A 23,609-nucleotide genomic window follows, 5' to 3' on the forward strand; every position below is an offset into this window, starting at 1 on the left:
ACTTAGAACAACAAGTAATAATGCAAAAAGCAAAAAATTTTTTTAATTTTTTTCATATATGACCTTTCCATTATATTTATTAAAAAACTCGATATCTTCAGTTGTAGCAGATAATTGTGTTCCATCTTTTAGATACATAGTAGCAGATCCGTCTTCTGAAACTATGATGTAGTCGGATTGCATATCTACTTCAAAACAATCGGAATCTTCGATGATGTCTTCTATTGGTGGAGCATACTTGGGCTGAAGAATAAATGTGTAAGAACAAAGCACAACGACAAACAGCATGATTGGAATCATAAGATTTGCTTTTTTGTTCAGTGCTTCTGAATGCTCTTGTATTATTTTGAATCTTTCTTTTATATATATGGATTCATTTGATACAAAGTTTAAAGCGATTTCATATGATGAGGTGCTATTGGTGGTTGGGGCTTTACACTCTAATACTGTCAGCATAGTGGATAGATAATCTTTCCTTTCGCTAGAAGACATACCTGAAATAACCTCATTGTCACAACGGAGCTCTATAGATTGGACAAAATCTTTTTTTAATAATAGCATGCAAGGATTCCAAAAAATGAAGCAGGAAGCAATATTTAGTAGAAGATTTTTTAGTGAATCATGCTTTTTTATATGAGTATATTCATGTTTTAAAATGTGATAAAGTTCACGATCTGAGTACAAACTTTTGTAATTAGCAGGTAAAATTATTGCAGGATTCAGCAATCCAATACTGAGAGGACTACTTATATCTGATGAAGTTAGTAGTTTTACAGAAGATATACGTCTATCTTCGTGAACGATTTTATCTAATAGTATATTAGCTTGTTTACCAACAACTGCATGTGTCCGCTTTATAGCTTTTGATGCGTTTTTATAGTAAATAAGTAGGCGAATAATAAGCAGGAAAAATATTGTTAAGTATAGACAGCTTACAATTTGCCAACCAAAAATCTTTATATTTTTATAAAATATGGGCATGAAGAAAAGAATGTCATTAATTGGCATTAATATCTGACATTTTACCGGAACTGCGAAAGGAAGCTCCAATGGAATCAGTGCTCGTAGAATACACAAGCAATAGATAAAAACCAAGCCCTTAAGACCTAATACCCCAAATTTGAAAAACTTTTTCCTAAGATAATAAATTATAAGAATGCAAAAACTACTCGCCAAAATCCCCATAAAATAATTGGCAAACACATCCATTATTGACATAACTCTTTTATACCCTTCTTGAACGACACTATTTCTCAGAATTTAATTTATCAATAATATTCTGAAGGTCGTCAATTAATTCTTTGCGCTCTTTTTTACCCTTTGGAAGTTCATTCCCCATGAAAGCAAGAGCAATACTGCTTAAGGATTTGATCCCCATTCCATCCTCTTTCATGCGCTTAGCCAGGTATTCTTCTTTGGACAGGGCATATGTGAACTTCCGGGCGTACTGTGTGTTGTACTGCTCAAAGCCGTTTACAACTATGAATTCTTTTTTAATAAGGCTATTAATAGTTCTGAAAACTGTGAGCTTGTTCCATTTTTCGGGATCTAGCTTTTCAAGCATATCTGTGCTTGTCATAGCTTCAGAACTTTTCCATAGGAGTTCCATGATTTCTTTTTCACGTGGATTTAAATCTTTACTTTTCACTCTTACCTCCAATCTTTAATCGATAATTTGTTTTGTTGCTTTCTGTTATGTTTATATAGAAAGTAATGTATGAACCGGTCATGTATTATCATTTTATAATAATAGAATTATTTTTTCTACATAAAATAGTGATTTATTAATTTTTCTTAAAACATCTTGCAAGATTTAAATTTATATAGTAGTGTATCTAAAAGATATGACAATTCCATATTGTGACATTTCTCTTATTCAGAGTGGTGGAGATACATAGGATCTGAGAAGCCACGGCAACCCCGGACATCCGGAAGGTGCCAACCTGAGCGTAGTGAGTAAGTGATCAAAAATCGGTTTGCAACATATTTGCCGATAGGATCTGCGAGCAATAAGAGGATTTGATTATCTGATATCAGGTCCGCTTGGCGTCGCTAAGCGGATTTATTTTTGCTTATTAAGCAAAAAGTTCATTGTTTTTGTTTGAGCGCAAAGAGCGCAGAAAGGAAATTTATAATGGCAGAAAAGTTTATTTTTACTTCTGAGTCAGTTACTGAGGGACATCCCGATAAAATTTGTGATAACATCTCTGATGCTATTCTTGATGCCTGCCTTGCACAGGATCCCATGAGCCGTGTTGCTTGTGAGACAACAGCTTGCACAGGTTTTGCACTTATCACAGGTGAGATCACAACTAAGGCAGTTGTTGATTATGCCAAGATTGCAAGAGACACTATCGTAGAGATCGGCTATGACAGCTCAGAGAAGGGCTTTGATGGTAACACATGTGCAGTTATGGTAGCTCTTGATCAGCAGTCAGCTGACATCGCTATGGGTGTTGATAAGGCTATCGAGGCCAGAGAGAACAAGATGACTGATGAGGAGATCGAGGCAATCGGTGCCGGCGATCAGGGTATGATGTTCGGTTATGCTACAAACGAGACAGAGGAGCTTATGCCTTACGCTATCTCACTTGCTCACAAGCTCACAAAGAAACTTACAGAGGTTCGTAAGAACGGAACTCTTCCTTATCTTAGAGCAGATGGTAAGAGCCAGGTTTCTGTTGAGTATGATGAGAACGGCAAGCCCATCAGACTTGAGGCTATTGTTGTTTCAACTCAGCATGATGAGAAGGTTACTCAGGAGCAGATCCACGCTGATATCAGAAAGTACGTTATCGATGCAGTAGTTGACGCTTCTATGGTTGATGACAATACAAAGATTTATATCAATCCTACAGGCCGTTTCGTAATCGGAGGACCTCAGGGTGATGCAGGTCTTACAGGACGTAAGATCATTGTTGATACTTACGGCGGAGCTGCTCGTCACGGCGGCGGTGCTTTCTCAGGTAAGGATTGCACAAAGGTTGACCGTTCAGGTGCTTACGCAGCTCGTTACGTTGCAAAGAACATCGTAGCAGCAGGTCTTGCTGATAAGTGTGAGGTTCAGCTCTCATACGCTATCGGTGTTGCTCAGCCTACATCTGTTCTTGTAGATACATTTGGAACAGGTAAGGTTTCAAACGAGGCTCTTGTAGCTGCAGTTCGTGAGTTATTTGACCTTCGTCCTGCTGGAATCATCAAGATGCTCGACCTTCGTCGTCCTATCTACAAGCAGACAGCTGCTTACGGACACTTCGGACGTAACGACCTTGATCTTCCTTGGGAGAAGACAGATAAGGCTGAGGAGCTTAAGAAAATCGTAAAGGCTTGATAAGTCTTATATAAAAATGTGATTATTGAAGGGCGCTGTACTAATATAGGTACGGCGCTCTTTTTCTTATTACATATAATGTGGTACTATGTTTATATTTAGAACATAAACTTGAAAACAGGGAAAATACATATGTGTGGAATAGCAGGACTAATCAAATTCCGTGGTGATGCGAAGGCGAACATTCAGAGGATGAATGACCGCATGGTGCACAGAGGCCCGGATGATAACGGCGTATATATTAGTGATAATAAGGAAGTAGCGCTTGGACACAGGCGCCTTTCTATTGTGGACCTTTCAAAAAATGGCGCACAGCCCATGACGAGCCACTCCGGAAGAATGGTGATGGTTTATAACGGAGAGATTTACAATAATAAGGATGTAAAGCAGAAGTTGATAGCGGATGGTTTTGCTACTGATTCTGATTTCAGGGGAAGCTCTGATACGGAGGTTCTTCTTGAAGCTATAGAGTATTACGGAGCAAAAGAAGCTCTCTCCATGTGCAAGGGAATGTTTGGAATAGCTGTCTATGATACTAAGGAAGGAACAGTTACTCTTGCAAGGGACAGAGTAGGTGAAAAGCCGCTTTATTACGGAAATGTGGCAGGAGCTCTGGGGTTTGCTTCAGATCTTGGATGCATTCGTGTTGTAGACGGATTCGATAATGAGATAAATACAGATGTGCTGGATATATATTTTACGGAAGGATATATTCCCGCACCCTACACTATATATAAAGGAATAAATAAGCTCGAGGCAGGTACTCTTTTAACAATAGATATTAATACTCTGAAAACCACAGAGACGGTCTACTGGTCAATGAAGGAGACTGCAAAGAGAGGGCAGGACAATCCCTTTAAGGGCACAAGGCAGGAAGCTTCCATGGAGCTCGAGAGACTTCTTAAGGAGTCCATAAAAGGGCAGATGGTTGCAGATGTTCCGGTTGGAGCATTTTTATCAGCAGGTATTGATTCAAGTACGATTGTTGCACTGATGCAGGACTTACAGCCAGGTAAGGTTAGAACCTTCACTATAGGTATGGAGGATAAGGCCTACAACGAGGCTGTTTATGCAGCTGAGATTGCAAAGCACCTTGGAACAGAGCATACGGAGCTGTATATCACTGAAAAGGATGCGAAGGCTGTGATTCCAAAGCTTTCGAAGATGTTTGCTGAGCCTTTTGCTGACTCATCACAGATTCCTACCTATCTTGTAAGTAAGATGACAAGGGATCACGTGACGGTATCACTTAGCGGAGACGGCGGAGATGAGCTGTTCTGCGGATATACGTCCTATGAGTCCATCAGCAGAATCTGGGGTAAAATGCATGGCATTCCGTATCCCATCAGGAAGGCTGCAAGTGCCATGGTGCTTGGCTCTCCCCTTTCTAAGAAGGAAATTTACAGGATAAAAGGTACGCTCCTTGGAGCTGAGGGACCGGTTGATCTCCACAGAATGGAGCATGAGACAGATCCTCTTACCAAGATGATCGCGCTTAAAAAGGGAAATCTTCCCTATAAATATACTGAGCTTCAAAACGGTTTTCTTAATGAAGTGAACCATGAGACCATGCTTATGGATATGCTGGTTTACCATCCCGATGACATTCTGGTGAAGGTGGACAGGACTGCCATGGCGGTTTCTCTTGAGACCCGTGTCCCCATGCTGGATAAGGATGTGGTTGAATTCGCATGGACACTTCCTGTAGAATACCTCCGTGACGGAAATGTTGGTAAGCAGGTTCTTAGAGATGTGCTTTACCGCTATGTTCCAAGGGAGATGATGGAACGCCCCAAGAAGGGCTTCTCAATTCCGATTGAGAAGTGGCTTAAGGAGAGCGAGCTTCGCGACTGGGCAGAGGGACTTCTTAATAAGGAAAAGATCAGGCAGCAGGGTATTCTTGATCCTGATGTTGTTGAGAAAATTTGGACAGACTTCACCGAGCGCGGAATTTACCGTATTCAGATATGGTATATACTGATGTTCCAGCAGTGGTATGAAGAAGAGTTTATAAAGAAGTAAAGCCTTCTCCTTGGGGGCTGACGGATGAGGGGATATCTGTAAGAAGGATATAAATATGATAGGAACAGAATTTATAAAAGGATACGGCCTGGGAAACCAGCTGTTTTTCTATATAGTTACAAGATGTCTTGCCGAGGAAAAGGGAGTGCCCTTCGGATTCGTTAATCCGGGACAGGTGGGCAATGTCTTCCACTCAAATAAGGGAATGTACTTTATGGATATCGACCTTGGGGAGGAAATTCCAAGGGAGGACATGGAAAAGTTCACGATTTTTACAGAGCAGGATGACAGACTTTACATGGGTAATTCCGTTCACGATATGACAAATGGATGCTACATATCAGGTGCGGACCCGAGGCTCTTTGATGTTGAGGATAATACACTGATCTACGGGAATCTCCAGGATCAGTCCTATTTTGAGAAGTACAGACATAAGATTAAGGACTGGCTCCATGTAAAAGAAGAGGCTGAGTCCTATGAGTATACATCGGACGATCTTTGCATAATCAATATGCGTGGCGGAGAATACACAAGCTGCCCGGAGCTTTTCCTGGACAGGAAGTACTGGCTTAACGCAATTGAGAATATGAAAAAGGTGAACCCCGATATGAGGTTCATGATAGTTACAGAGGATGAGGAGGCAGCGAAAAAGGTACTTCCTGAGTATGAGTGTCATCATTTTGATATGGGTAAGGATTACGTCACCATTAAAAATGCAAGGTACCTTATTTTGTCAAATTCCTCCTTTGCGATGATGCCTGTTATGTCCAGCACGGAGCTTAAGTATGCGATTGCACCTAAGTACTGGGCAAGACACAATATCTCTGATGGCTTCTGGTCCTCTGAGCAGAATATATACAGCTTCCTTACCTATCAGGACAAGAAGGGAAGACTTTTTACAGCTGACGAGTGCAGAGCAGAACTGGAGCAGTACAAAAAGAATTCTGCGCTTTATGCTAAGAGGAATGTGAGACCGGGAGAGGTTACTGTCTTTTTCCAGAATATAAAGAGAAGACTTCTGTACGGAAGATTTTTCTTCTGGAAGATTGTGAGATCTCTTGGAAGAAGAACAGGTCTTATTAAGACCTTTGGGAAATAATGTAATTAAAAGATAGAATGATTTAAGCCTTTTTATAAATGAGGTGGCGCTTTGTGCCAGATGAGGTTTTATTGTGAGTGAAGGAAAAAAGCTGCGACTTCCAAATGTTACTATCGCAGCGATGACAAGCGTTGATGTATATGAGACGGTGCAGGCCATGAAGTACAGCATGCGGGACATAGAGTTCGGCGATGCTGTTCTTATTACGGACAAAAAGCCGTTTTACCTTCCAAAGGACATCAGATTCAGCTTTACAACAAAGCTTGATAACATAGATAAATTCAACTACAAAATGGTCTACGAGCTGGGAAGGCACATCAAGACCGATTTTGTGCTGATAGTTCATGCGGATGGTTTTGTCATTCATCCGGAAAACTGGTCGGATGAGTTTTTGAAGTATGACTATATAGGTTCGCCCTGGCCTCTTCCTAAGAATGATTATGCCTACCGTGACAAAAACGGTGAGATATGCCGCGTGGGTAACAGCGTATCTATAAGATCCAAGAGGCTTCTTTCCTATCCCGTGGAGCATAATCTGCCCTGGGAGAAGGTTTACGACGGTTTTTATAATGAAGATATTTTCCTTTGCTGCTACTGCAAAAATGAGATGGAGGAGCACGGTCTTAAGTGGGCTCCCCTGGATGTGGCAGTGAAGTTTGGAAGGGAGCATCCGCTTCCTGAAAATAAGGGCATAGAGCCATTTATCTTCCATAAATGGTGGGGAGAAAATGAGAACTATCCAAGATTCTACAGCCCCAAGAAGAGATTTAAACGTGCTGTCAGACCGCTGCTTTTCTGGCGAAGATCCGAGAAATGGAAGAGGGAGCACAAGGTTACATGAAATTTTCAGTAATAATTCCTGTTCATAATGCTGAAAACTACATAAGAGAAGCGGTAGGCTCAGTGGCTTCGCAAAGGCTTCCTGGCGATACTGAGATGGAGGTTATCCTTGTGGAGAACGGATCCGGGGATGGCAGTGCTGCCATATGTGATGAATACGCAGCAGTAAATGACTGTGTGAAAAGTGTTCACATGGGGAAGGTATCTGCTTACGAAGCAAGGCAGGAGGGCGTGAGGCTTTCCTCCGGAGAGTGGATTGTTTTCATGGATGCTGATGATAAGGTGGTGCCTGAGCTTATTAGTGAAATTCAGGCTGCAATAGAAAAGTATTCATCCAAAGATGATGATATTGATGTTATCCTTTACAATGCAGCCGAGCTTCATACGCCTGACAGAAGGATGTTTAATTTCCCTTTTTCAGAGGATATGATCTACGGGCCTGACAACAGGCAGGATTTCCACAGGCTGATGTGCAGTGGGGATTCCCTTAATGCAATGTGGAATAAGTGTATAAAAAGGGAGCTTGCCCTTGAGACCTGCCTATCTGATGGAAGGCGCTTAAATCACGGAGAGGATCTTTTGCAGACTGCAGCCATAATTGATAAGGCAAAGGGTATTGCATATCTTGACCGCATACTGTATCTTTACAGGATAAATGAGGAAGGACTTACAGGAAGCTACCACGAGGAGTTTCTTGATAATCAGGCAAGGGCCTGGGAAGCCTTTGATGAGTTTGCCCATAAATGGTGCGGCGATAAGTATGATGAGATCATAACGCAGAGAAAGGCTCTTACCTGTACCATTGGAATGAAGAAGCTTATTTATTCAAATCTTCCTGCCAAAGATATAAAAGGAAAGATCAATAAAATGATGGTGACGGATTTTTATAAGAAATACGCGCTGCTGGAGCTGCCTGACTGGGCGCCTGAGGAGGATGTTTTCGTACACGGGCTTCAGGTGGAGCAGGGTGCAGACATGAGGCTTTTTCGCTCAGGTCTTAAGCATAAGTTAAAGTCCTATATTAAAGCGAGGATCAGAAAAAATGGTATATGATTGTATTCCGTTTTTTAATGAGGTTGATATATTAAAGCTTAGACTGAATATTCTCAGCCCGTATGTTGATAAATTCATAATCGAGGAAGCAACCATGACCTTTTCGGGAGAGGAGAAGGAGCTCTGCTTTGAGAAAAACAAGGAGCTCTACAAGGATTACCTTGACCGCATAGAATACGTGGTTGTAACGGACACACCCAAGGAAGCGCTGACTCACGAGAGAGACTATTTCCAGAAAAACTATCTGGAGGAGGGCTTAAAGAGAGTCGGAGCGACAGAGGATGACATAATCCTTTTGGGAGATGTGGATGAGATTCCCAATCCTAAGGTTTTGGAAGATATTATAAAGAACTTCGATAAGAGCAGGGTTTATCACCTGGCACAGAGAAACTTCTATGGCTTTTTTAATATGGAGGAAAAGTCGGGAAAGCTTTTGTCGATAACAGGAGATTTTCCTGAGATTGCGGTACCGGACAGAAAGTGGCTCGGCACAAAGATAACTTCTATAGATAATATTCCGGGAGAAGGAATAGTCAGATTAAGAGATCTTGTACCACCTACTGATGAGAGATCAGTGAGAGTTGCGGATGGCGGCTGGCATTTTGGCTACATGGGAGGATATCACGAGACGAATCCCGCCAAGAGAATTGGCGTTAAGGTCAAGGCTGCGGCTCATCAGGAGTACAACGACAGAGAAATACTTGCAGAGACCATGGACAGACTGGTGCTTGGTCAGGATATATTTGGAAGAGATGCAAAATTCGAAAGAGTTCAGATAGATGACACATACCCTGCGTACTTAAGGGAGCATATTGGGGAATATGACTTCCTGGTTATGCCTGAGATTACAGCTTTTTCAAGGCTGTATCACAGGTTTGATATCACAGTGGGGAGATTTTGCAGAAAAGCTTATCATAAGCTGAGGAGGATGCTGAAGTAAGGTAGCAGAGGCAGAGCATAGCTGCCATCAGGCTACGAGGAGTTAACCGGAGGAGTGGTATTATGAGCACAAATTTATCCAAAAGGATGTCGAGCCTCAGGGTTTCGCCGACCACCGCGCTTTTTGCCAAGGTGGAGGAGATGAAGCGTAAGGGCGAGGACATCGTTTCACTTAATGTGGGAGAACCTGATTTCCCAACACCCGAGCATATCAAGGAGGCCGGGATAAAGGCTATCAGGGATGATTTTACGAAGTATACGACTGGAAATGGAATTGCGCCTTTAAGAGAGGCGATTATAGAGAAGCTCCGCAGGGACAACGGCGTCACCTACGGAATGGATGAGGTTGCTGTCATGGTTGGTGCGAAGCAGGCGTTGTTTGCTGCGCTTTGTGCTGTTGCCGGTGAGGGTGATGAGGTAATTATCCCGACACCGTGCTACGTCAGCTATCCCGATATGGTCAGCCTTGCAGGCGGTACTCCTGTAATGGTAGGCAGAAACGATGATTTTTCACTTGATCTTAAGGCTATTGAGGATGCTTGTAACGAGCACACCAAGGCCGTCATTATATGTACTCCCGACAATCCCACCGGTAAGGTTTATGGTGAGGAGGAGCTCAGGGGGCTTGCGGAGATCGCAGTCCGCAAAGATATCTTTGTTATTTCCGATGAAATCTATGAAAAAATAATATTTGAAGGAAGTCGTCACTTCAGTATTTCTTCTATAGAAGGGATGAAGGACAGAACAATCGTGGTTAACGGTTTTTCAAAGACCTATTCCATGACTGGCTGGCGACTTGGATACGTATGCGGAAGACGCGATGTGATAGCCAATTCCATCAAGGTTCAGAGTCAGACTACCACAACTCCGCCGAGTATATCCCAATATGCGGCTGTTGAGGCTTTAAACGGCCCTCAGGACTGCGTGGCATATATGACAGCAGAGTTTGAAAAAAGAAGGAATTACGTTCAGGAGAGACTTTCAAAGATACCTGGCGTTGTGAGTCACGAGATCCAGGGCGCTTTTTATGCGTTCTTTGATATAAGAAATTTTCTCGGTAAAGAATACGAGGGCTATGGAGTTATCGAAAAGGATACGGAGCTTTGTGAGTATCTTTTGGAAAAACACCACGTTGCAGCGATGCCCGGAAGTGCTTATTTTGCGCCTGGTTTCTTGAGAATTTCCTTTGCATCATCCATGGAAGTGCTTAAAATGGCGTTTGACAGAATCGAAATTGGTCTAAATGCGCATAAATGTTGACTTTTTTTCGAATTTGTACTAAACTCAAAAACGTAATGATAAATTTGCAAAAACGCAAAGCATGCGTTCCTTACGTGAAAGAGAGGGAGATATGGCTGACGACAAGTTGAGAGAAGCAGCTTTAAAGCCGATTGCGACTATCAAGAAACCGGTAATTGCTGCAGAAAAGAAAGAAGAAGCAAAGACTGTAGATGCAGCTGAGGCTAAGAAGGAAGAGGCTAAGGCAGCAAAGAAACCTGCAGCTAAGAAGACAGCAGCAAAGAAGACTACTGTTAAGAAGGCAACACCTGTAAAGGCTGCTGAGAAGAAGGAAGAGAAGCCCGCAGCTAAGAAGCCTGCAGCTAAAAAGGCACCTGTTAAGAAGGCTACAGCTACTAAGGCTGCTGCAAAGAAGACTGAGACCAAGAAGGCTGAGGCTGAGCCCGAAGCAAAGAAACCTGCAGCTAAAAAGGCACCTGCTAAGAAGGCTACAACTACAAAGGCTGCTGCAACAAAGACAAATATCGTTCTTCAGTTCGCAGACAAGAGTGTTACTTATGACACCTTCGTTGAGAATGCTAAGAACGTTTGGCAGTATGACATGGGTAGAAAAGTTTCCGAGATCAAGACTCTTGAGCTTTATGTTAAGCCTGAGGACGGAAAAGTATATTTTGTTGTTAACGGCGAAGTTCACGCTGAATTCAACTTATAATTGTGTGAGCATATTATCCCCGAGGATTATTCCTCGGGGTTTTTTCTTTGTATTGACATTAGGAATTTATAGTGGTAATTTATTCTCAGAAGATGTTAGCACTCAACCTTAATGAGTGCTAACACAAAACAAAAAGGAGGTAATCTGATGCAACTGGATGACAGGAAAAAGAAAATACTGCATGCAATTGTTCGCAATTACCTCGAGACAGGCGAGCCTGTCGGCAGCAGAACTATTTCAAAATATACGGATTTGAATCTCAGTTCTGCCACTATCAGAAATGAGATGGCAGATCTTGAGGAGATGGGACTTATATTACAGCCCCACACTTCCGCGGGACGAATTCCTTCAGACCAGGGATATCGAGTTTATGTAGACGAGATGCTGGCTGAGAAGGAACAGGAAGTTGAGAATATGAAGGAGATGCTTCTTGATAAGGAAGAGAAGCTTGATAAGCTCCTTAAGCAGGTTGCCAAGACCCTGGCGGTCGATACCAACTACGCTTCAATGATCTCAGCACCCGTGATCCGCAGGAACAAGCTTAAATTCGTTCAGCTTTCAAGAGTGGATGCGGAACATCTCCTTACCACTATTGTTATAGAAGGTAATGTGATCAAGAATCGCATGATAGAGGTGGAGCAGGAGCTTTCCGAAGCAGATATGCTTAAGCTCAACATCCTGCTCAATACCAGACTTGCAGGTCTTTCGGTTGAGGATATCAACCTGGGACTTATAACCGCCATGAAGCAGGAGGCGGGAATACACAGCGAGATAATCGACAGGATACTGGATACAGCCGGTGAAGCAATTACAGAGGATGAGGATCTTCAGATTTACACCAGCGGCGCCAATAACATCTTCAGATATCCCGAGCTTGCTGATAAGGATAGAGCAAGTGATCTTATTACTACCTTTGAGGATAAGAGCGATCTTACAAGTATCGTAGAGAATGCTCTTCAGTCTTCATCAGAGGAGACAGGAATTCAGGTTTACATCGGTAATGAGTCACCGGTTCAGTCCATGAAGGACTGCAGCGTCGTGACTGCAACCTATGACCTGGGTGAAGGAATGCGAGGAACGGTAGGTATTATCGGACCCAAGCGAATGGATTATGACAAAGTTGTCGGGGCGCTTAAGAATATGATGAGAGCGCTGGATGATTTATATAAAAAAGAGTAGAACCAGTAAGGAGTATTTAAATTGAGTAAGGAAGTAAAGAAGGACGTTAATAAAGAGTCCGGAAAGAAGACATCAAAGGAGCTTCAGCAGGAAGTAGCTGAGAAGGCAAAACAGGTTGCAGATGCTGCAAACAAGGTTGCCGAGGCCGCTGAGGAAGAGGCTGCCGCTGCTGAGAGCGCAGAAGCAGGTGCTGAAGGCGCTGAGAACGGCGAAGGCGAGAAGAAAGGTCTTTTCGGTAAAAAAGAAAAGAAGAATCCCTTCAAAGAGAAGTTTGAGGAGATGCAGGACAAATATCTGCGTCAGGTTGCGGAGTTTGAGAACTTCCGTAAGAGAACCGATAAAGAAAAATCTCAGATGTTCGATCAGGGAGCATCAAATGTACTTGAAAAGATTCTTCCTGTTGTTGATAACTTCGAAAGAGGACTTGCTGCAGTCCCTGAAGAAGAGAAGAATTCCGCTTTTGCAGATGGAATGAACATGATATACAAGCAGCTCATGAAGCAGATGGAGGATCTTGGTGTTACTCCCATCGAAGCTGTAGGAAAGGAATTTGATCCTAATTTCCACAACGCTGTAATGCAGGTTGAGAGCGAAGATGTCGAGGAAGGATTCGTAGCACAGGAGCTTCAGAAGGGTTATATGTACCGCGACACAGTGCTTAGACACAGCATGGTTGCCGTTGCTAGATAAAACAATTCAATCATTTAGATTTATATATGGAGGAATAAAAAATGAGTAAGATCATAGGTATCGACTTAGGAACAACTAACAGCTGCGTAGCTGTTATGGAGGGTGGTCAGCCCACAGTTATAGCTAATGCAGAGGGTGCAAGAACAACACCTTCTATCGTAGCTTTCACAAAGAATGGCGAGCGTCTTGTAGGTGAGCCCGCTAAGCGTCAGGCAGTAACAAATGCTGAGAACACAATCTCTTCAATCAAGAGAGATATGGGTACAGATAACGGCCGTACAATCGATGGCAAGAAGTATTCACCTCAGCAGATCTCAGCTATGATTCTTCAGAAGCTGAAGGCAGACGCAGAACAGTATCTCGGCGAAAAAGTAACAGAGGCAGTAATCACAGTACCCGCATACTTCAATGATGCTCAGCGTCAGGCTACTAAGGATGCTGGTAAGATTGCAGGTCTTGATGTAAAGCGTATCATCAACGAGCCCACAGCAGCAGCTCTTGCATACGGTCTTGATAACGAAAAAGAGCAGAAGATCATGGTTTATGACCTTGGTGGTGGTACTTTTGATGTATCTATCATTGATATAGGTGATGGCGTTATCGAAGTTCTTTCAACAAACGGTGACACACACCTTGGTGGTGATGACTTCGACCAGAAGATCATCGACTGGATGGTATCTGAGTTCAAGGCTAAGGAAGGCGTAGACCTTTCAGGCGATAAGATGGCTATGCAGAGACTTAAGGAAGCAGCTGAGAAGGCGAAGAAGGAGCTCTCTTCTTCAACAACAACCAACATCAACCTTCCTTTCATCACAGCTACAGCTGAGGGACCCAAGCACTTTGATATGGACCTCACAAGAGCTAAGTTCGAAGAGCTTATCCACGATCTCGTAGAGAGAAGTGCTATTCCTGTACAGAACGCTATGAAGGATGCAGGTCTTAACTATTCAGACCTCGGCAAGGTTCTCCTTGTTGGTGGTTCAACTCGTGTTCCCTGCGTAGTTGAGAAGGTTAAGCAGCTTACAGGTCAGGAGCCTTCCAAGAACCTCAACCCTGATGAGTGCGTAGCAGTTGGTGCTGGTATCCAGGGTGGTAAGCTTGCAGGCGATGCAGGTGCAGGTGATATCCTTCTTCTTGACGTAACACCTCTTTCTCTTTCAATCGAGACAATGGGTGGTGTTGCTACAAGACTTATCGAGCGTAACACAACTATTCCTACAAAGAAGAGCCAGGTATTCTCAACAGCAGCTGATAACCAGACAGCAGTTGATATCAACGTTCTTCAGGGTGAGAGACAGTTTGCTAAGGACAACAAGTCACTTGGTCAGTTCCGTCTTGATGGAATCCCGCCGGCAATGAGAGGCGTTCCGCAGATCGAGGTTACATTCGATATCGATGCAAACGGTATTGTTAATGTATCAGCTAAGGATCTTGGAACAGGTAAAGAGCAGCACATCACAATCACAGCTGGTTCTAACATGTCTGATGAGGAAATCGATAAGGCTGTAAAGGAAGCTGCTGAGTACGAAGCTCAGGATAAGAAGCGTAAGGAAGGCATCGATACTAGAAACGAAGCTGATTCCTTCGTATTCCAGACAGAGAAGGCTATTCAGGAAGTTGGCGATAAGATCGATGCTTCTCAGAAGCAGACTGTAGAGGATGACCTTAAGACTCTCAAGGATACTCTTGAGCAGACTAAGGATCGTGAGCTTACAGACAGCGAGATCGACACAATCAAGAGCCAGAAGGAGAAACTTATGACTGATGCTCAGGCTCTGTTTGCAAAGGTTTACGAGCAGGCTCAGGGCGCAGCAGGTGCTCAGGGTGCAGGTCCTGACATGTCTGGTATGGGCGGCGCAGCTCAGAGCTCAAATGCAGGTAATTCTGACGATGTAGTTGATGGAGATTACAGAGAAGTGTAATCACTTAGCGAGTTTTTTTTCGAGCTTAGTGTACTACACTGTTCTGGCGAGCGAAGCGAGAGCAGAACTTCCTTGTGAAGTATAAGCTTCCATCTTTATAAAAGTTTAATATTTAAAATATTGCTAAAGCCCAATACATAATGTAGGATGTATTGGGCATTTAGTAGTAGATATAGGAGATATTAATGGCAGATCAGAAGCGCGATTATTACGAGGTCCTTGGTGTTAGCAAGGGCGCAAGTGATGATGAGATAAAAAAAGCATACCGTGTACTTGCTAAGAAGTATCATCCGGATATGAACCCCGGTGATGCTGCAGCTGCTGATAAGTTCAAGGAAGCATCTGAGGCTTATGCGGTATTAAGTGATCCTGAGAAGAGACGTCAGTACGATCAGTTCGGACATGCTGCATTCGAAGGCGGAGCCGGCGGATATGGCGGATTTGATTTCGGCGGTGCTGACTTTGGTGATATATTTGGTGACATATTCGGAGATTTCTTCGGTGGTGGCAGAAGAAGCCAGGGTGCAAGAAGCGGCCCTGCAAAGGGAGCTAATATCCGTGCCAGCGTGAGAATCACCTTTGAAGAAGCTGTTTTTGGTTGTGAGAAGGAGCTTGAGCTCAAGCTTAAGGATCCCTGCCCGACCTGTAAGGGAACCGGTGCAAAGCCCGGTACAACAGCTCAGATGTGTCCTAAGTGCGGTGGTAAGGGACAGGTTGTATTTACACAGCAGTCCTTCTTTGGAACCGTAAGAAACGTTCAGACATGTCCTGATTGTAATGGTAGCGGTAAGGTTATCAAGGATAAGTGCTCTGACTGTGGCGGAACAGGTTACGTAGCAAGCACTAAGAGAATCCAGGTATCTATTCCTGCAGGTATTGATAACGGACAGAGTGTGCGTATCCGTGAAAAGGGTGAGCCCGGAAGAAACGGTGGCCCCAGAGGAGATCTTCTTGTTGAGGTTATCGTTGCAGATCATCCTATTTTCCAGAGACAGGATTACGACATCTTCTCAACTGTTCCGATGTCATATGCAATAGCTGCACTTGGTGGAACTGTTGCCATTGATACAGTAGACGGTAAGGTGCTCTACGATGTTAAGGCCGGTACACAGACTGACACAAGAGTAAGACTTCGCGGAAAGGGTGTTCCTACACTTAGAAATAAGGACATTCGCGGAGATCACTATGTAACACTTGTTGTTCAGGTTCCTGATAAATTGTCCAAGGAAGCCAAGGAGCTTCTTAAACAGTTTGATGAAAAGACAGGAGACAGCCTGCACGCTGCTGATGCTATTTCCGGCAATAAGGACGGAAATGACGATGGCAAGAAAAAGGGCGGTTTTTTCGGAAAGAAAAAATAATATATGAATATGGAGCGGGGAGAAAAATTTCTCCCCGCTGTTCGTATGTAAAGGAGTCTTATTATGAAATGGATGCGTTTTCGAATCAGAACCAATGAGGAATCTGAGGATATTATTGTAAGCAGCATGATGGATATAGGTCTTGAGGGTGCACAGATTGAGGACAATGCGCCTCTTACAGCTGCCGATAAGGAGCAGATGTTTACTGATGACCTTCAGGATGCAGATGATGAAGAGACAGGAGTAGACAGCTGTGCAGTCACTGCTCCCGGAGAGGATGGAGTAGCATATCTGAACTTTTTCGTTGAGGTTGATGACAATAATGTCCTCACGGTTCATGAGTATGATGAGAACGGCGAAGAAATAGAAGTAAAGAAGACTCCTGATGAGATGAAGGCTGCTATCAGGGAAGTACTTGATGAGCTCAGTACTTTTTCAAATATAGGGGACGGTACAATATCCGTAGATGTAACAGAGGATATCGACTGGATAAATAACTGGAAGCAGTACTTCCACAAGTTCTTTGTGGATGATGTTCTGGTGATCCCTTCCTGGGAGACTCCTGACGAAGAGGATAAAAAGAAGGCGAATATCACCCTTCATATTGATCCGGGTACAGCTTTCGGAACAGGTATGCATGAGACAACCCAGCTTTGCATACGCGCACTTAGGAAATATATGACTCCCGGAGCCAGAGTACTTGACGTAGGAACCGGAAGTGGGGTATTGTCTATACTTGCGATGAAGTTTGGCGCTGGACATACAGTGGGTACTGATCTGGATCCCTGTGCAGAGCCTGCAGTCGCTGATAATAAGAAGGCAAATGATGTTGCTGTAGAGGATTTTGATCTGATAATCGGTAATATCATTGATGATGATAAGGTTAAAGAGCAGGTTGGAACAGGCTATGACATCGTAGTAGCGAATATCCTTCCCTATGTTCTTGTACCACTCACACCTATTGTTCCGGGACTCCTTAAGGATGGGGGTATTTATATCACTTCAGGAATTATTGAAGCTAAAGAGGAAGTGATCCGCAAGGCACATGAGGATGCCGGACTTAATGTTATAGAAATCTGCAAGCAGGGCGAGTGGGTATCAGTTATTTCAAGAAAGTAATTTAAACTAAGTCTTCTCAATAGGAGAATGTGCCCAAGGGGCAGATGAGGTTTTATGTATCATTTTTTCGCTGAGAGTAGTCAGCTTATTGATGATGGAAAAAGAATAGTAATTACAGACTCTGATTATAACCACATGGTTAATGTCCTTAGAATGAAGCCCGGAGAGGAGTTTTCTGTCAGTTTCAGAGAAGAGGAAGACAAGGAATACCGCTTTGGAATTGAGTCTGTTACGGATACAGAGCTTGTCGGTGAGCTTCGTTTTGTGAAGGAGTCAGGCGTGGAGCTTCCTGCAAAGATATATCTTTTTCAGGGGCTTCCCAAGGCTGACAAGATGGAGCTTATTATTCAGAAGGCAGTTGAGCTTGGAGTTTATCAGGTTATACCGGTTTCCATGAAAAGATCGGTGGTTAAGCTTGATGAAAGAAGGGCTGCGAATAAGATAAAGCGCTGGCAGGCTATAGCTGAGGCAGCAGCAAAGCAGAGTAAAAGAGCATTCGTTCCTGAAATAGGGACGCCCATGAGCTTCAAGGAAGCGATTAATTACTGCTCTGATATGGATGTTAAGCTTCTTCCCTATGAGCAGGCTGAGGGTATGACAAAAACCCGCGAGCTGATTGAAGCTGTAAAACCGGGACAGAGCATTGCTGTATTTATCGGACCTGAGGGAGGCTTTGCTGATGAAGAAGTGAGCTTTGCTATGGAAGCAGGCTTTAATTCAATAACCATGGGAAAGAGAATACTTAGAACTGAGACAGCCGGCTTTACCATGCTGGCATGGCTCATGTATCATTTGGAAGCATAAACATTACTACTGCCTATCGGCAGTAACGGAATGGGGAAATATGGAAATATACTTAGATAACTCTGCGACAACCAGGATATATGATGATGTATCAGAGCTTTGCATGAAGACAATGATGGAGGATTATGGTAATGCCTCCAGTATGCATCACAAGGGAGTTGTTGCTGAGAATTACCTGAAAAAAGCATCAGAGCAGATTGCAAAAACATTGAAGGCTAAGCCGAAGGAGATACTTTTTACATCAGGCGGAACAGAGTCTGATAACATTGCGGTTATTGGCGGCGCCATGGCTCATCACAGAGAGGGTAAGCATCTTATCACTACCTGCATTGAGCATCCGGCTATACTTAATTCCATGAAGTATCTTGAGGATCAGGGCTTTGAGGTGACATATCTTAAGGTATCCGAGGAAGGGCTTATAGATCTTGAAGAGCTTAAGAGTGCCATAAGAGAAGATACTATTCTCGTTTCAATCATGGCTGTTAATAATGAGATTGGTGCAGTTCAGCCTCTTGAGGAAGCAGGGAAGATCATCCACGCTGCTAATCCCAGGATCATTTTTCATGTTGATGCAGTTCAGGGCTACGGAAAAGAGCAGCTTATTCCCAAGCAGATGGGAATAGATATGCTGTCTGTGAGCGGACATAAGATCCATGCCCCCAAGGGAATCGGATTTTTATATATAAAGGACGGAGTAAGAATCGTGCCCATCACCTATGGCGGTGGACAGCAGGGAGGCCTTAGATCAGGCACCCTGAATATTCCGGGAATTGCAGGGCTTGGAAGAGCTGCTGAAGAGATATACAGCACCCTTGGTGAAAAGCGTAAGATGCTCTATAGTCTGAAGTTCAGACTGATAAAGGGACTTACAACTGAGCTTCCTGATATCAGAATAAACGGAATAGATACCTCCGATAGAAAGATAAGCGATCTTACAGATGAGGAACTTACAGAGGTTATCAGTAAGACAGCACCGCATATCGTAAGCGTGTCGGTTAAGGGGGTAAGAGCAGAGGTTCTGCTTCATGCGCTGGAGGATAAGGAGATATATGTATCAGCGGGAAGTGCCTGCTCCTCAAACCATCCGTCGGTGTCAACGACACTTAAGGCGATAAGTATTCCCAAGGAATTATATGACAGTACGGTGAGAATCAGTATGTCTGAGTTCACTACTGCAGAAGAGATAGATGAGACAGTAAAAGTGTTTAAGGAAATTGTTCCTATGCTTAGACAATTTTCAAGAAGATAAGGAGAAGTTATGCAATACCATGCATTTATTATTAAATATGCAGAGATAGGAATTAAGGGTAAGAACAGATACCTTTTTGAAGAGGCACTGGTAAGACAGATGGAGCGTGTGCTCGCAAAGTGCGAGGGCGAATTTAGTATTTTCCGTGTTTCAGGAAGAATATACTTAAATGCCAAGGGCTTTGATTTTGATGAGACCGTAGCAGCACTTCAGACTGTATTCGGTATCACCGGTATCTGCCCTGCTGTATGCATAGAAAGAGATGGCGACGGTAAGCTTCCCGATATTAACGGCCTGTCACAGGAGGTAATCAAATTCCTGGACGGAGTTTATCCGGACAAGAACAAAACCTTCAAGATCAAGTGCAGACGTGTTGATAAGACTTATCCTCTTGATTCCATGGAGGCTGCTGCTGAGATCGGAGCGCAGGTTCTCGATGCGTTCCCTGAGATGAAGGTTGATGTGAGAGATCCCCAGATTCTTGTAAGCGTAGAGATCCGTGAGAAGGTTAATATTTATTCTGAGATTATTCCCGGTCCCGGAGGAATGCCGATCGGTACAAGCGGTAAGGCATGTCTTCTTTTGTCAGGTGGTATTGACTCACCTGTTGCGGGATACATGATCGCTAAGCGCGGTGCTGAAATAGAGGCAGTTTATTTTAATGCTCCGCCATACACAAGTGAGAGAGCTAAGCAGAAGGTTGTAGATCTTGCCAAGGTTATCGCTAAGTATACAGGTAAGATCAGACTTCATGTCATCAACTTTACAGATATTCAGATGTACATCTACAAGCAGTGTCCTCACGATGAGCTTACTATCATCATGCGCAGATATATGATGAGAATTGCAGACATGATCGCTGCTGAGAATAAGTGCATGGGCCTTATCACCGGTGAGAGTATCGGACAGGTTGCTTCACAGACCATGGAGAGTCTTATGGCAACCAATGAAGTGGTAACGGATATGCCGGTTTACAGACCTCTTATAGCGTTTGATAAGCAGGATATTGTGGACATCTCTCTGAAAATTGATGCCTATGAGACCTCAATTCTTCCTTACGAGGACTGCTGCACAATCTTTGTGGCCAAGCACCCTGTAACAAAGCCTCGCCTTGAAGTTATCAGATCACACGAGCACCGTCTCGATGAGAAGATAGATGAGCTGGTGAAGACTGCTCTTGAGACAGATGAGATAATTACGCTTGAAGCATAACCCCTCATCCGGCACTTCGTGCCACCTTCCCCCCCAGGGGGAAGGCCTGGATTTTAAGGAAATCTGTCCTTTGGCAGAGGTTGTGCTAAAAAAACCTGCGACCAGGTCGCAGGTTTCAGTAGTTTTCTTGAATTTAGATCTAAGATTAGATCATGTAAGGCTTTAAGATTGAAAGCACTTCGTCGGCGCCGTCTTCAGCATGGATGTTAAGGTCGATCGGCTTTGAAAGATCGAGTGAGAAAATACCCATGATGGACTTTGCGTCTATTACGTATCTACCAGATACAAGGTCGAAATCATAATCGAACTTTGTAATATCGTTTACAAAGGATTTTACCTTATCGATAGAGTTTAAAGAAATTTTTACGGTTTTCATTGCGCAAATACCTCCTTCTTTTCTTCATAATAAACGGAAGGACGTTAAAAGTCAATGTTATATACGTCAAAAATAACGGAGGTTTAATATGAAAAGTGTCGCCCTACATAGTCTCGGATGCAAGGTAAACAGGTACGAGACAGATGTCATGGGACAAAAGTTACAAGAATGTGGATATAAGATTGTGTCATTTGATGAAATGGCAGATATTTACATAATAAATACCTGTTCAGTTACCTCTATTGCAGACCACAAGAGCAGACAGATGCTGCATCGTGCAAAGAGAAAAAATCCTGATTCGGTGGTAGTGGCCTGTGGCTGTTATGTTGAGACCGACAAAGAGGGAGTTAAGCTGGATGACAGCATAGACCTGATCGTCGGAAACAACAAAAAGGCTGAGATAGTAAGCATTCTTGAGGAGTATTTCAGGGAGAAGGAAGAGGAGTCAGGCCAGGCAGCAGACAAAATACTTGGAGGACTCAGCGTTACCGAGATCAACGATCCTGAGCAGATATATGAACGCATGGAGCTTGCCAGCATGCCCGGACATACAAGGGCATATATCAAGATCCAGGATGGCTGCAATCAGTTTTGCACATATTGCATAATCCCTTATGCCAGAGGAAGAATCAGAAGCAGAGATGAGGAGGATATCCTGGATGAGGTTAAAAAGCTCGCAAAGGATGACTGTAAGGAGATAGTTCTTACGGGAATTCACATCAGTTCCTATGGTGTTGATAAGGGAGAATCCGCCCTTTTACCGCTTTTGCAAAAGCTTAATGCTATAGATGGCATAGAAAGAATAAGACTCAGCTCCCTTGAACCCAGAATAATTACAAAAGAGGTTGCAGAGGGGATGGCGGCTCTTTCCAAGGTTTGTCCTCATTTCCACCTCTCTCTTCAGAGCGGAAGCAATGACACTTTAAAGAGGATGAACAGACATTATTCTGCGGAGGAATACATGGATAGCGTAAGGCTCCTAAGGGAAGCCTACGAGGCACCTGCAATAACAACAGACATTATAGTAGGATTCCCCGGTGAAACGGAGGAGACCTTCGAAGAGAGCAGGAAGTTTGCTGAGGATATCAATTTTTACGAGATGCATGTTTTCAAGTATTCTCCGAGAAAGGGCACAGTTGCTGCCAAGATGGAGGATCAGCTTACTGACAGGGAAAAGACAGCAAGAAGTAATGTGCTTCTCACAATGACTAAAGAGCAGTCAAAGAAGTATCGCGAAGGCTTCATCGGCAAGACAGAGAAGATCCTCTGGGAGGACGTTGAAGAGATAGGCGGTAAGAGGTACATGATCGGCCTTACCACCAGATATGTGAGGGTGGCTGTACCCAAGGAGCAGGCAGAGGCACTTAATATAACGTCCGGAAGCATTACTACACACACGTTTAAGAGTTTCTTAAGAGACGATACATTGCTTATTTAAGCGTAATGCGGTATTATTTTTTTAAGTAATCATTTAGCGAGGATAGCAATATGGCAGATAATAATCTTGGCAATACACAATTTTTTAAAGTAGAGGTTGATCCTGAGACAGGTGTCAAGAAGGTCCTTTCAATCGTATATGAAGCACTTCTTGAGAAGGGATATAACCCTGTAAACCAGATTGTGGGTTATATTATGTCCGGAGATCCTACATATATTACCAGCCACATGGGTGCCAGAAGCCTTATTATGAAGGTTGAGCGCGATGAGCTGGTTGAAGAGATGCTCACAGAGTATATAAAAAATAATAACTGGTCCAGAAAATAATGAGAATTATGGGTTTGGATTACGGATCTAAGACAGTCGGAGTTGCCATCAGCGATGAACTTCTTTTGACAGCTCAGGCTAAAGAGATTATCCGTAGAAAAGAAGAGAACAAACTTCGAAAAACACTAGCTCGTATTGAAGAGCTGATTCAGGAGTACGGTGTGGAGCTCATAGTATTGGGGCTTCCGCTGAACATGGATCAGTCTGAGTCGGTGCGTTCTGTTCTCTCTGAGGAGTTTAGGGATAAGCTTGAGAGAAGGACGTCTATTCCTGTAATCATGTGGGACGAACGCCTTACAACAGTTGAGGCTGATGCCATAATGGACGAAGTAGGTATTAAGAAGTCAGATCGCAAGGAATATGTGGATATGATTGCTGCACAGATTATTTTGCAGGACTATCTTGATAACCGCGAAACGGAAAAGGAAAGTAAATAATGGAAAAAATAACATTCCGTCCTGAGGGTGAAGAACCCGTGGACTTTTTTGTGTTGGAACAGACAGTGATTGGTGCGAAATCATATATCCTCGTGACAGATACAGAGGATGGTGACGGAGAGGCCCTCATACTTCGCGATGATTCAGAGGAAGGCGAAGCAGAGGCTAATTATACTATTGTTGATGATGACAAAGAGCTTGAAGCAGTTGCTGCACTTTTCAGAAAGCTGCTTGAAGAGGATGATATAGGTTTGGATTAAC

General features: G+C 43.4%; 23 protein-coding genes and 1 riboswitch. Of the genes, 20 read left to right on the plus strand and 3 right to left on the minus strand.

Annotated elements, in window-relative coordinates:
• Positions 1 to 42: 42 nt before the first annotated feature.
• Positions 43 to 1,218: a M56 family metallopeptidase gene (locus tag G601_RS0101110; protein ID WP_026664198.1), complete on the minus strand. Its 1,176-nt coding sequence runs from the start codon at positions 1,216 to 1,218 to the stop codon at positions 43 to 45.
• A 28-nt stretch (positions 1,219 to 1,246) separates the two neighbouring features.
• The gene (locus G601_RS0101115) at positions 1,247 to 1,648 is read right to left on the minus strand and encodes a BlaI/MecI/CopY family transcriptional regulator (protein ID WP_026664199.1); all 402 of its coding nucleotides are present in this window, start codon (positions 1,646 to 1,648) and stop codon (positions 1,247 to 1,249) included.
• 221 nt (positions 1,649 to 1,869) lie between these two features.
• Positions 1,870 to 1,963: riboswitch (SAM riboswitch) on the plus strand.
• A gap of 171 nt (positions 1,964 to 2,134) precedes the next feature.
• On the opposite strand from G601_RS0101115, the gene metK reads away from it, so the two are divergent.
• From metK to thiI, 16 genes are all read left to right on the plus strand, one after another.
• Entirely contained in the window at positions 2,135 to 3,331 is a 1,197-nt protein-coding gene (metK, locus tag G601_RS0101120) for a methionine adenosyltransferase (RefSeq protein WP_035790141.1), read from the plus strand.
• 132 nt (positions 3,332 to 3,463) lie between these two features.
• The gene (gene asnB / locus G601_RS0101125) at positions 3,464 to 5,353 is read left to right on the plus strand and encodes an asparagine synthase (glutamine-hydrolyzing) (RefSeq protein WP_035790143.1); all 1,890 of its coding nucleotides are present in this window, start codon (positions 3,464 to 3,466) and stop codon (positions 5,351 to 5,353) included.
• Positions 5,354 to 5,408: 55 nt separating this feature from the next.
• Complete coding sequence (locus G601_RS0101130) at positions 5,409 to 6,452, plus strand: glycosyl transferase (RefSeq protein ID WP_035790145.1); 1,044 nt, start codon at positions 5,409 to 5,411, stop codon at positions 6,450 to 6,452.
• 73 nt (positions 6,453 to 6,525) lie between these two features.
• Positions 6,526 to 7,293 carry a DUF5672 family protein gene (locus G601_RS21460; protein WP_242830048.1) on the plus strand — a complete coding sequence of 256 codons (768 nt, stop codon included), beginning with the start codon at positions 6,526 to 6,528 and terminating at the stop codon, positions 7,291 to 7,293.
• The gene (locus G601_RS0101140; protein ID WP_026664203.1) at positions 7,290 to 8,345 is read left to right on the plus strand and encodes a glycosyltransferase family 2 protein; all 1,056 of its coding nucleotides are present in this window, start codon (positions 7,290 to 7,292) and stop codon (positions 8,343 to 8,345) included. The genes G601_RS21460 and G601_RS0101140 overlap by 4 nt, the downstream gene beginning before the upstream one ends.
• Complete coding sequence (locus G601_RS0101145; RefSeq protein ID WP_026664204.1) at positions 8,335 to 9,285, plus strand: glycosyl transferase GT17 family protein; 951 nt, start codon at positions 8,335 to 8,337, stop codon at positions 9,283 to 9,285. The genes G601_RS0101140 and G601_RS0101145 overlap by 11 nt, the downstream gene beginning before the upstream one ends.
• A gap of 62 nt (positions 9,286 to 9,347) precedes the next feature.
• Positions 9,348 to 10,544: a pyridoxal phosphate-dependent aminotransferase gene (locus G601_RS0101150; protein WP_026491669.1), complete on the plus strand. Its 1,197-nt coding sequence runs from the start codon at positions 9,348 to 9,350 to the stop codon at positions 10,542 to 10,544.
• A gap of 91 nt (positions 10,545 to 10,635) precedes the next feature.
• Entirely contained in the window at positions 10,636 to 11,235 is a 600-nt protein-coding gene (locus tag G601_RS0101155) for a DUF6465 family protein (RefSeq protein ID WP_081673335.1), read from the plus strand.
• Between the two features lie 147 nt (positions 11,236 to 11,382).
• On the plus strand, positions 11,383 to 12,414 hold the full coding sequence (gene hrcA, locus G601_RS0101160; protein WP_026664206.1) for a heat-inducible transcriptional repressor HrcA: 1,032 nt from the start codon (positions 11,383 to 11,385) through the stop codon (positions 12,412 to 12,414).
• 21 nt (positions 12,415 to 12,435) lie between these two features.
• Positions 12,436 to 13,104 carry a nucleotide exchange factor GrpE gene (gene grpE / locus G601_RS0101165; protein WP_026664207.1) on the plus strand — a complete coding sequence of 223 codons (669 nt, stop codon included), beginning with the start codon at positions 12,436 to 12,438 and terminating at the stop codon, positions 13,102 to 13,104.
• A 41-nt stretch (positions 13,105 to 13,145) separates the two neighbouring features.
• Positions 13,146 to 15,026, plus strand: a complete 1,881-nt coding sequence (dnaK, locus tag G601_RS0101170; protein ID WP_026664208.1) for a molecular chaperone DnaK — start codon at positions 13,146 to 13,148, stop codon at positions 15,024 to 15,026.
• 185 nt (positions 15,027 to 15,211) lie between these two features.
• Entirely contained in the window at positions 15,212 to 16,387 is a 1,176-nt protein-coding gene (gene dnaJ, locus G601_RS0101175; protein WP_026664209.1) for a molecular chaperone DnaJ, read from the plus strand.
• Between the two features lie 63 nt (positions 16,388 to 16,450).
• A complete protein-coding gene (locus G601_RS0101180; protein WP_026664210.1) occupies positions 16,451 to 17,506 on the plus strand; it encodes a 50S ribosomal protein L11 methyltransferase in 1,056 nt (351 codons plus the stop codon).
• A gap of 54 nt (positions 17,507 to 17,560) precedes the next feature.
• The gene (locus G601_RS0101185) at positions 17,561 to 18,310 is read left to right on the plus strand and encodes a 16S rRNA (uracil(1498)-N(3))-methyltransferase (RefSeq protein WP_026664211.1); all 750 of its coding nucleotides are present in this window, start codon (positions 17,561 to 17,563) and stop codon (positions 18,308 to 18,310) included.
• A gap of 40 nt (positions 18,311 to 18,350) precedes the next feature.
• Positions 18,351 to 19,559 (plus strand): cysteine desulfurase family protein, encoded by a 1,209-nt coding sequence (locus tag G601_RS0101190; protein ID WP_026664212.1) that lies wholly within the window; start codon positions 18,351 to 18,353, stop codon positions 19,557 to 19,559.
• Positions 19,560 to 19,568: 9 nt separating this feature from the next.
• The gene (gene thiI, locus G601_RS0101195) at positions 19,569 to 20,771 is read left to right on the plus strand and encodes a tRNA uracil 4-sulfurtransferase ThiI (RefSeq protein WP_026491661.1); all 1,203 of its coding nucleotides are present in this window, start codon (positions 19,569 to 19,571) and stop codon (positions 20,769 to 20,771) included.
• 145 nt (positions 20,772 to 20,916) lie between these two features.
• Here the strand turns inward: thiI and G601_RS0101200 are convergent, their stop codons facing one another.
• Positions 20,917 to 21,147, minus strand: a complete 231-nt coding sequence (locus G601_RS0101200; RefSeq protein ID WP_022760362.1) for an HPr family phosphocarrier protein — start codon at positions 21,145 to 21,147, stop codon at positions 20,917 to 20,919.
• 88 nt (positions 21,148 to 21,235) lie between these two features.
• Here G601_RS0101200 and mtaB point away from each other — a divergent pair, with 88 nt between their 5' ends.
• From mtaB to G601_RS0101220, 4 genes are read left to right on the plus strand one after another with little or no spacing between them, the layout of a single operon-like run.
• Positions 21,236 to 22,585, plus strand: coding sequence for a tRNA (N(6)-L-threonylcarbamoyladenosine(37)-C(2))-methylthiotransferase MtaB (gene mtaB / locus G601_RS0101205; RefSeq protein ID WP_026664213.1), 1,350 nt, complete (start codon positions 21,236 to 21,238; stop codon positions 22,583 to 22,585).
• A 50-nt stretch (positions 22,586 to 22,635) separates the two neighbouring features.
• Entirely contained in the window at positions 22,636 to 22,911 is a 276-nt protein-coding gene (locus tag G601_RS0101210) for an IreB family regulatory phosphoprotein (RefSeq protein WP_026491659.1), read from the plus strand.
• Positions 22,911 to 23,348 carry a Holliday junction resolvase RuvX gene (gene ruvX, locus G601_RS0101215; RefSeq protein WP_026664214.1) on the plus strand — a complete coding sequence of 146 codons (438 nt, stop codon included), beginning with the start codon at positions 22,911 to 22,913 and terminating at the stop codon, positions 23,346 to 23,348. The genes G601_RS0101210 and ruvX overlap by 1 nt, the downstream gene beginning before the upstream one ends.
• Positions 23,348 to 23,608 (plus strand): DUF1292 domain-containing protein, encoded by a 261-nt coding sequence (locus G601_RS0101220; protein ID WP_026491657.1) that lies wholly within the window; start codon positions 23,348 to 23,350, stop codon positions 23,606 to 23,608. Before ruvX ends, G601_RS0101220 begins: the two co-directional genes overlap by 1 nt.
• Position 23,609 lies beyond the last annotated feature (1 nt).

The sequence above is a fragment of the Butyrivibrio sp. FC2001 genome (assembly GCF_000424125.1).
GTDB lineage: Bacteria > Bacillota > Clostridia > Lachnospirales > Lachnospiraceae > Butyrivibrio.

Excerpts from the sequence above, each read along its gene's own strand:
- G601_RS0101110 (WP_026664198.1), bottom strand. The coding sequence starts at position 1,218 with ATGTCAATAATGGATGTGTTTGCCAATTATTTTATGGGGATTTTGGCG.
- metK (WP_035790141.1), top strand. The coding sequence starts at position 2,135 with ATGGCAGAAAAGTTTATTTTTACTTCTGAGTCAGTTACTGAGGGACAT.
- asnB (WP_035790143.1), top strand. The coding sequence starts at position 3,464 with ATGTGTGGAATAGCAGGACTAATCAAATTCCGTGGTGATGCGAAGGCG.
- G601_RS0101130 (WP_035790145.1), top strand. The coding sequence starts at position 5,409 with ATGATAGGAACAGAATTTATAAAAGGATACGGCCTGGGAAACCAGCTG.
- G601_RS0101140 (WP_026664203.1), top strand. The coding sequence starts at position 7,290 with ATGAAATTTTCAGTAATAATTCCTGTTCATAATGCTGAAAACTACATA.
- G601_RS0101145 (WP_026664204.1), top strand. The coding sequence starts at position 8,335 with ATGGTATATGATTGTATTCCGTTTTTTAATGAGGTTGATATATTAAAG.
- G601_RS0101150 (WP_026491669.1), top strand. The coding sequence starts at position 9,348 with ATGAGCACAAATTTATCCAAAAGGATGTCGAGCCTCAGGGTTTCGCCG.
- G601_RS0101155 (WP_081673335.1), top strand. The coding sequence starts at position 10,636 with ATGGCTGACGACAAGTTGAGAGAAGCAGCTTTAAAGCCGATTGCGACT.
- hrcA (WP_026664206.1), top strand. The coding sequence starts at position 11,383 with ATGCAACTGGATGACAGGAAAAAGAAAATACTGCATGCAATTGTTCGC.
- dnaK (WP_026664208.1), top strand. The coding sequence starts at position 13,146 with ATGAGTAAGATCATAGGTATCGACTTAGGAACAACTAACAGCTGCGTA.
- dnaJ (WP_026664209.1), top strand. The coding sequence starts at position 15,212 with ATGGCAGATCAGAAGCGCGATTATTACGAGGTCCTTGGTGTTAGCAAG.
- G601_RS0101180 (WP_026664210.1), top strand. The coding sequence starts at position 16,451 with ATGAAATGGATGCGTTTTCGAATCAGAACCAATGAGGAATCTGAGGAT.
- G601_RS0101185 (WP_026664211.1), top strand. The coding sequence starts at position 17,561 with ATGTATCATTTTTTCGCTGAGAGTAGTCAGCTTATTGATGATGGAAAA.
- G601_RS0101190 (WP_026664212.1), top strand. The coding sequence starts at position 18,351 with ATGGAAATATACTTAGATAACTCTGCGACAACCAGGATATATGATGAT.
- thiI (WP_026491661.1), top strand. The coding sequence starts at position 19,569 with ATGCAATACCATGCATTTATTATTAAATATGCAGAGATAGGAATTAAG.
- G601_RS0101200 (WP_022760362.1), bottom strand. The coding sequence starts at position 21,147 with ATGAAAACCGTAAAAATTTCTTTAAACTCTATCGATAAGGTAAAATCC.
- mtaB (WP_026664213.1), top strand. The coding sequence starts at position 21,236 with ATGAAAAGTGTCGCCCTACATAGTCTCGGATGCAAGGTAAACAGGTAC.
- G601_RS0101210 (WP_026491659.1), top strand. The coding sequence starts at position 22,636 with ATGGCAGATAATAATCTTGGCAATACACAATTTTTTAAAGTAGAGGTT.
- ruvX (WP_026664214.1), top strand. The coding sequence starts at position 22,911 with ATGAGAATTATGGGTTTGGATTACGGATCTAAGACAGTCGGAGTTGCC.
- G601_RS0101220 (WP_026491657.1), top strand. The coding sequence starts at position 23,348 with ATGGAAAAAATAACATTCCGTCCTGAGGGTGAAGAACCCGTGGACTTT.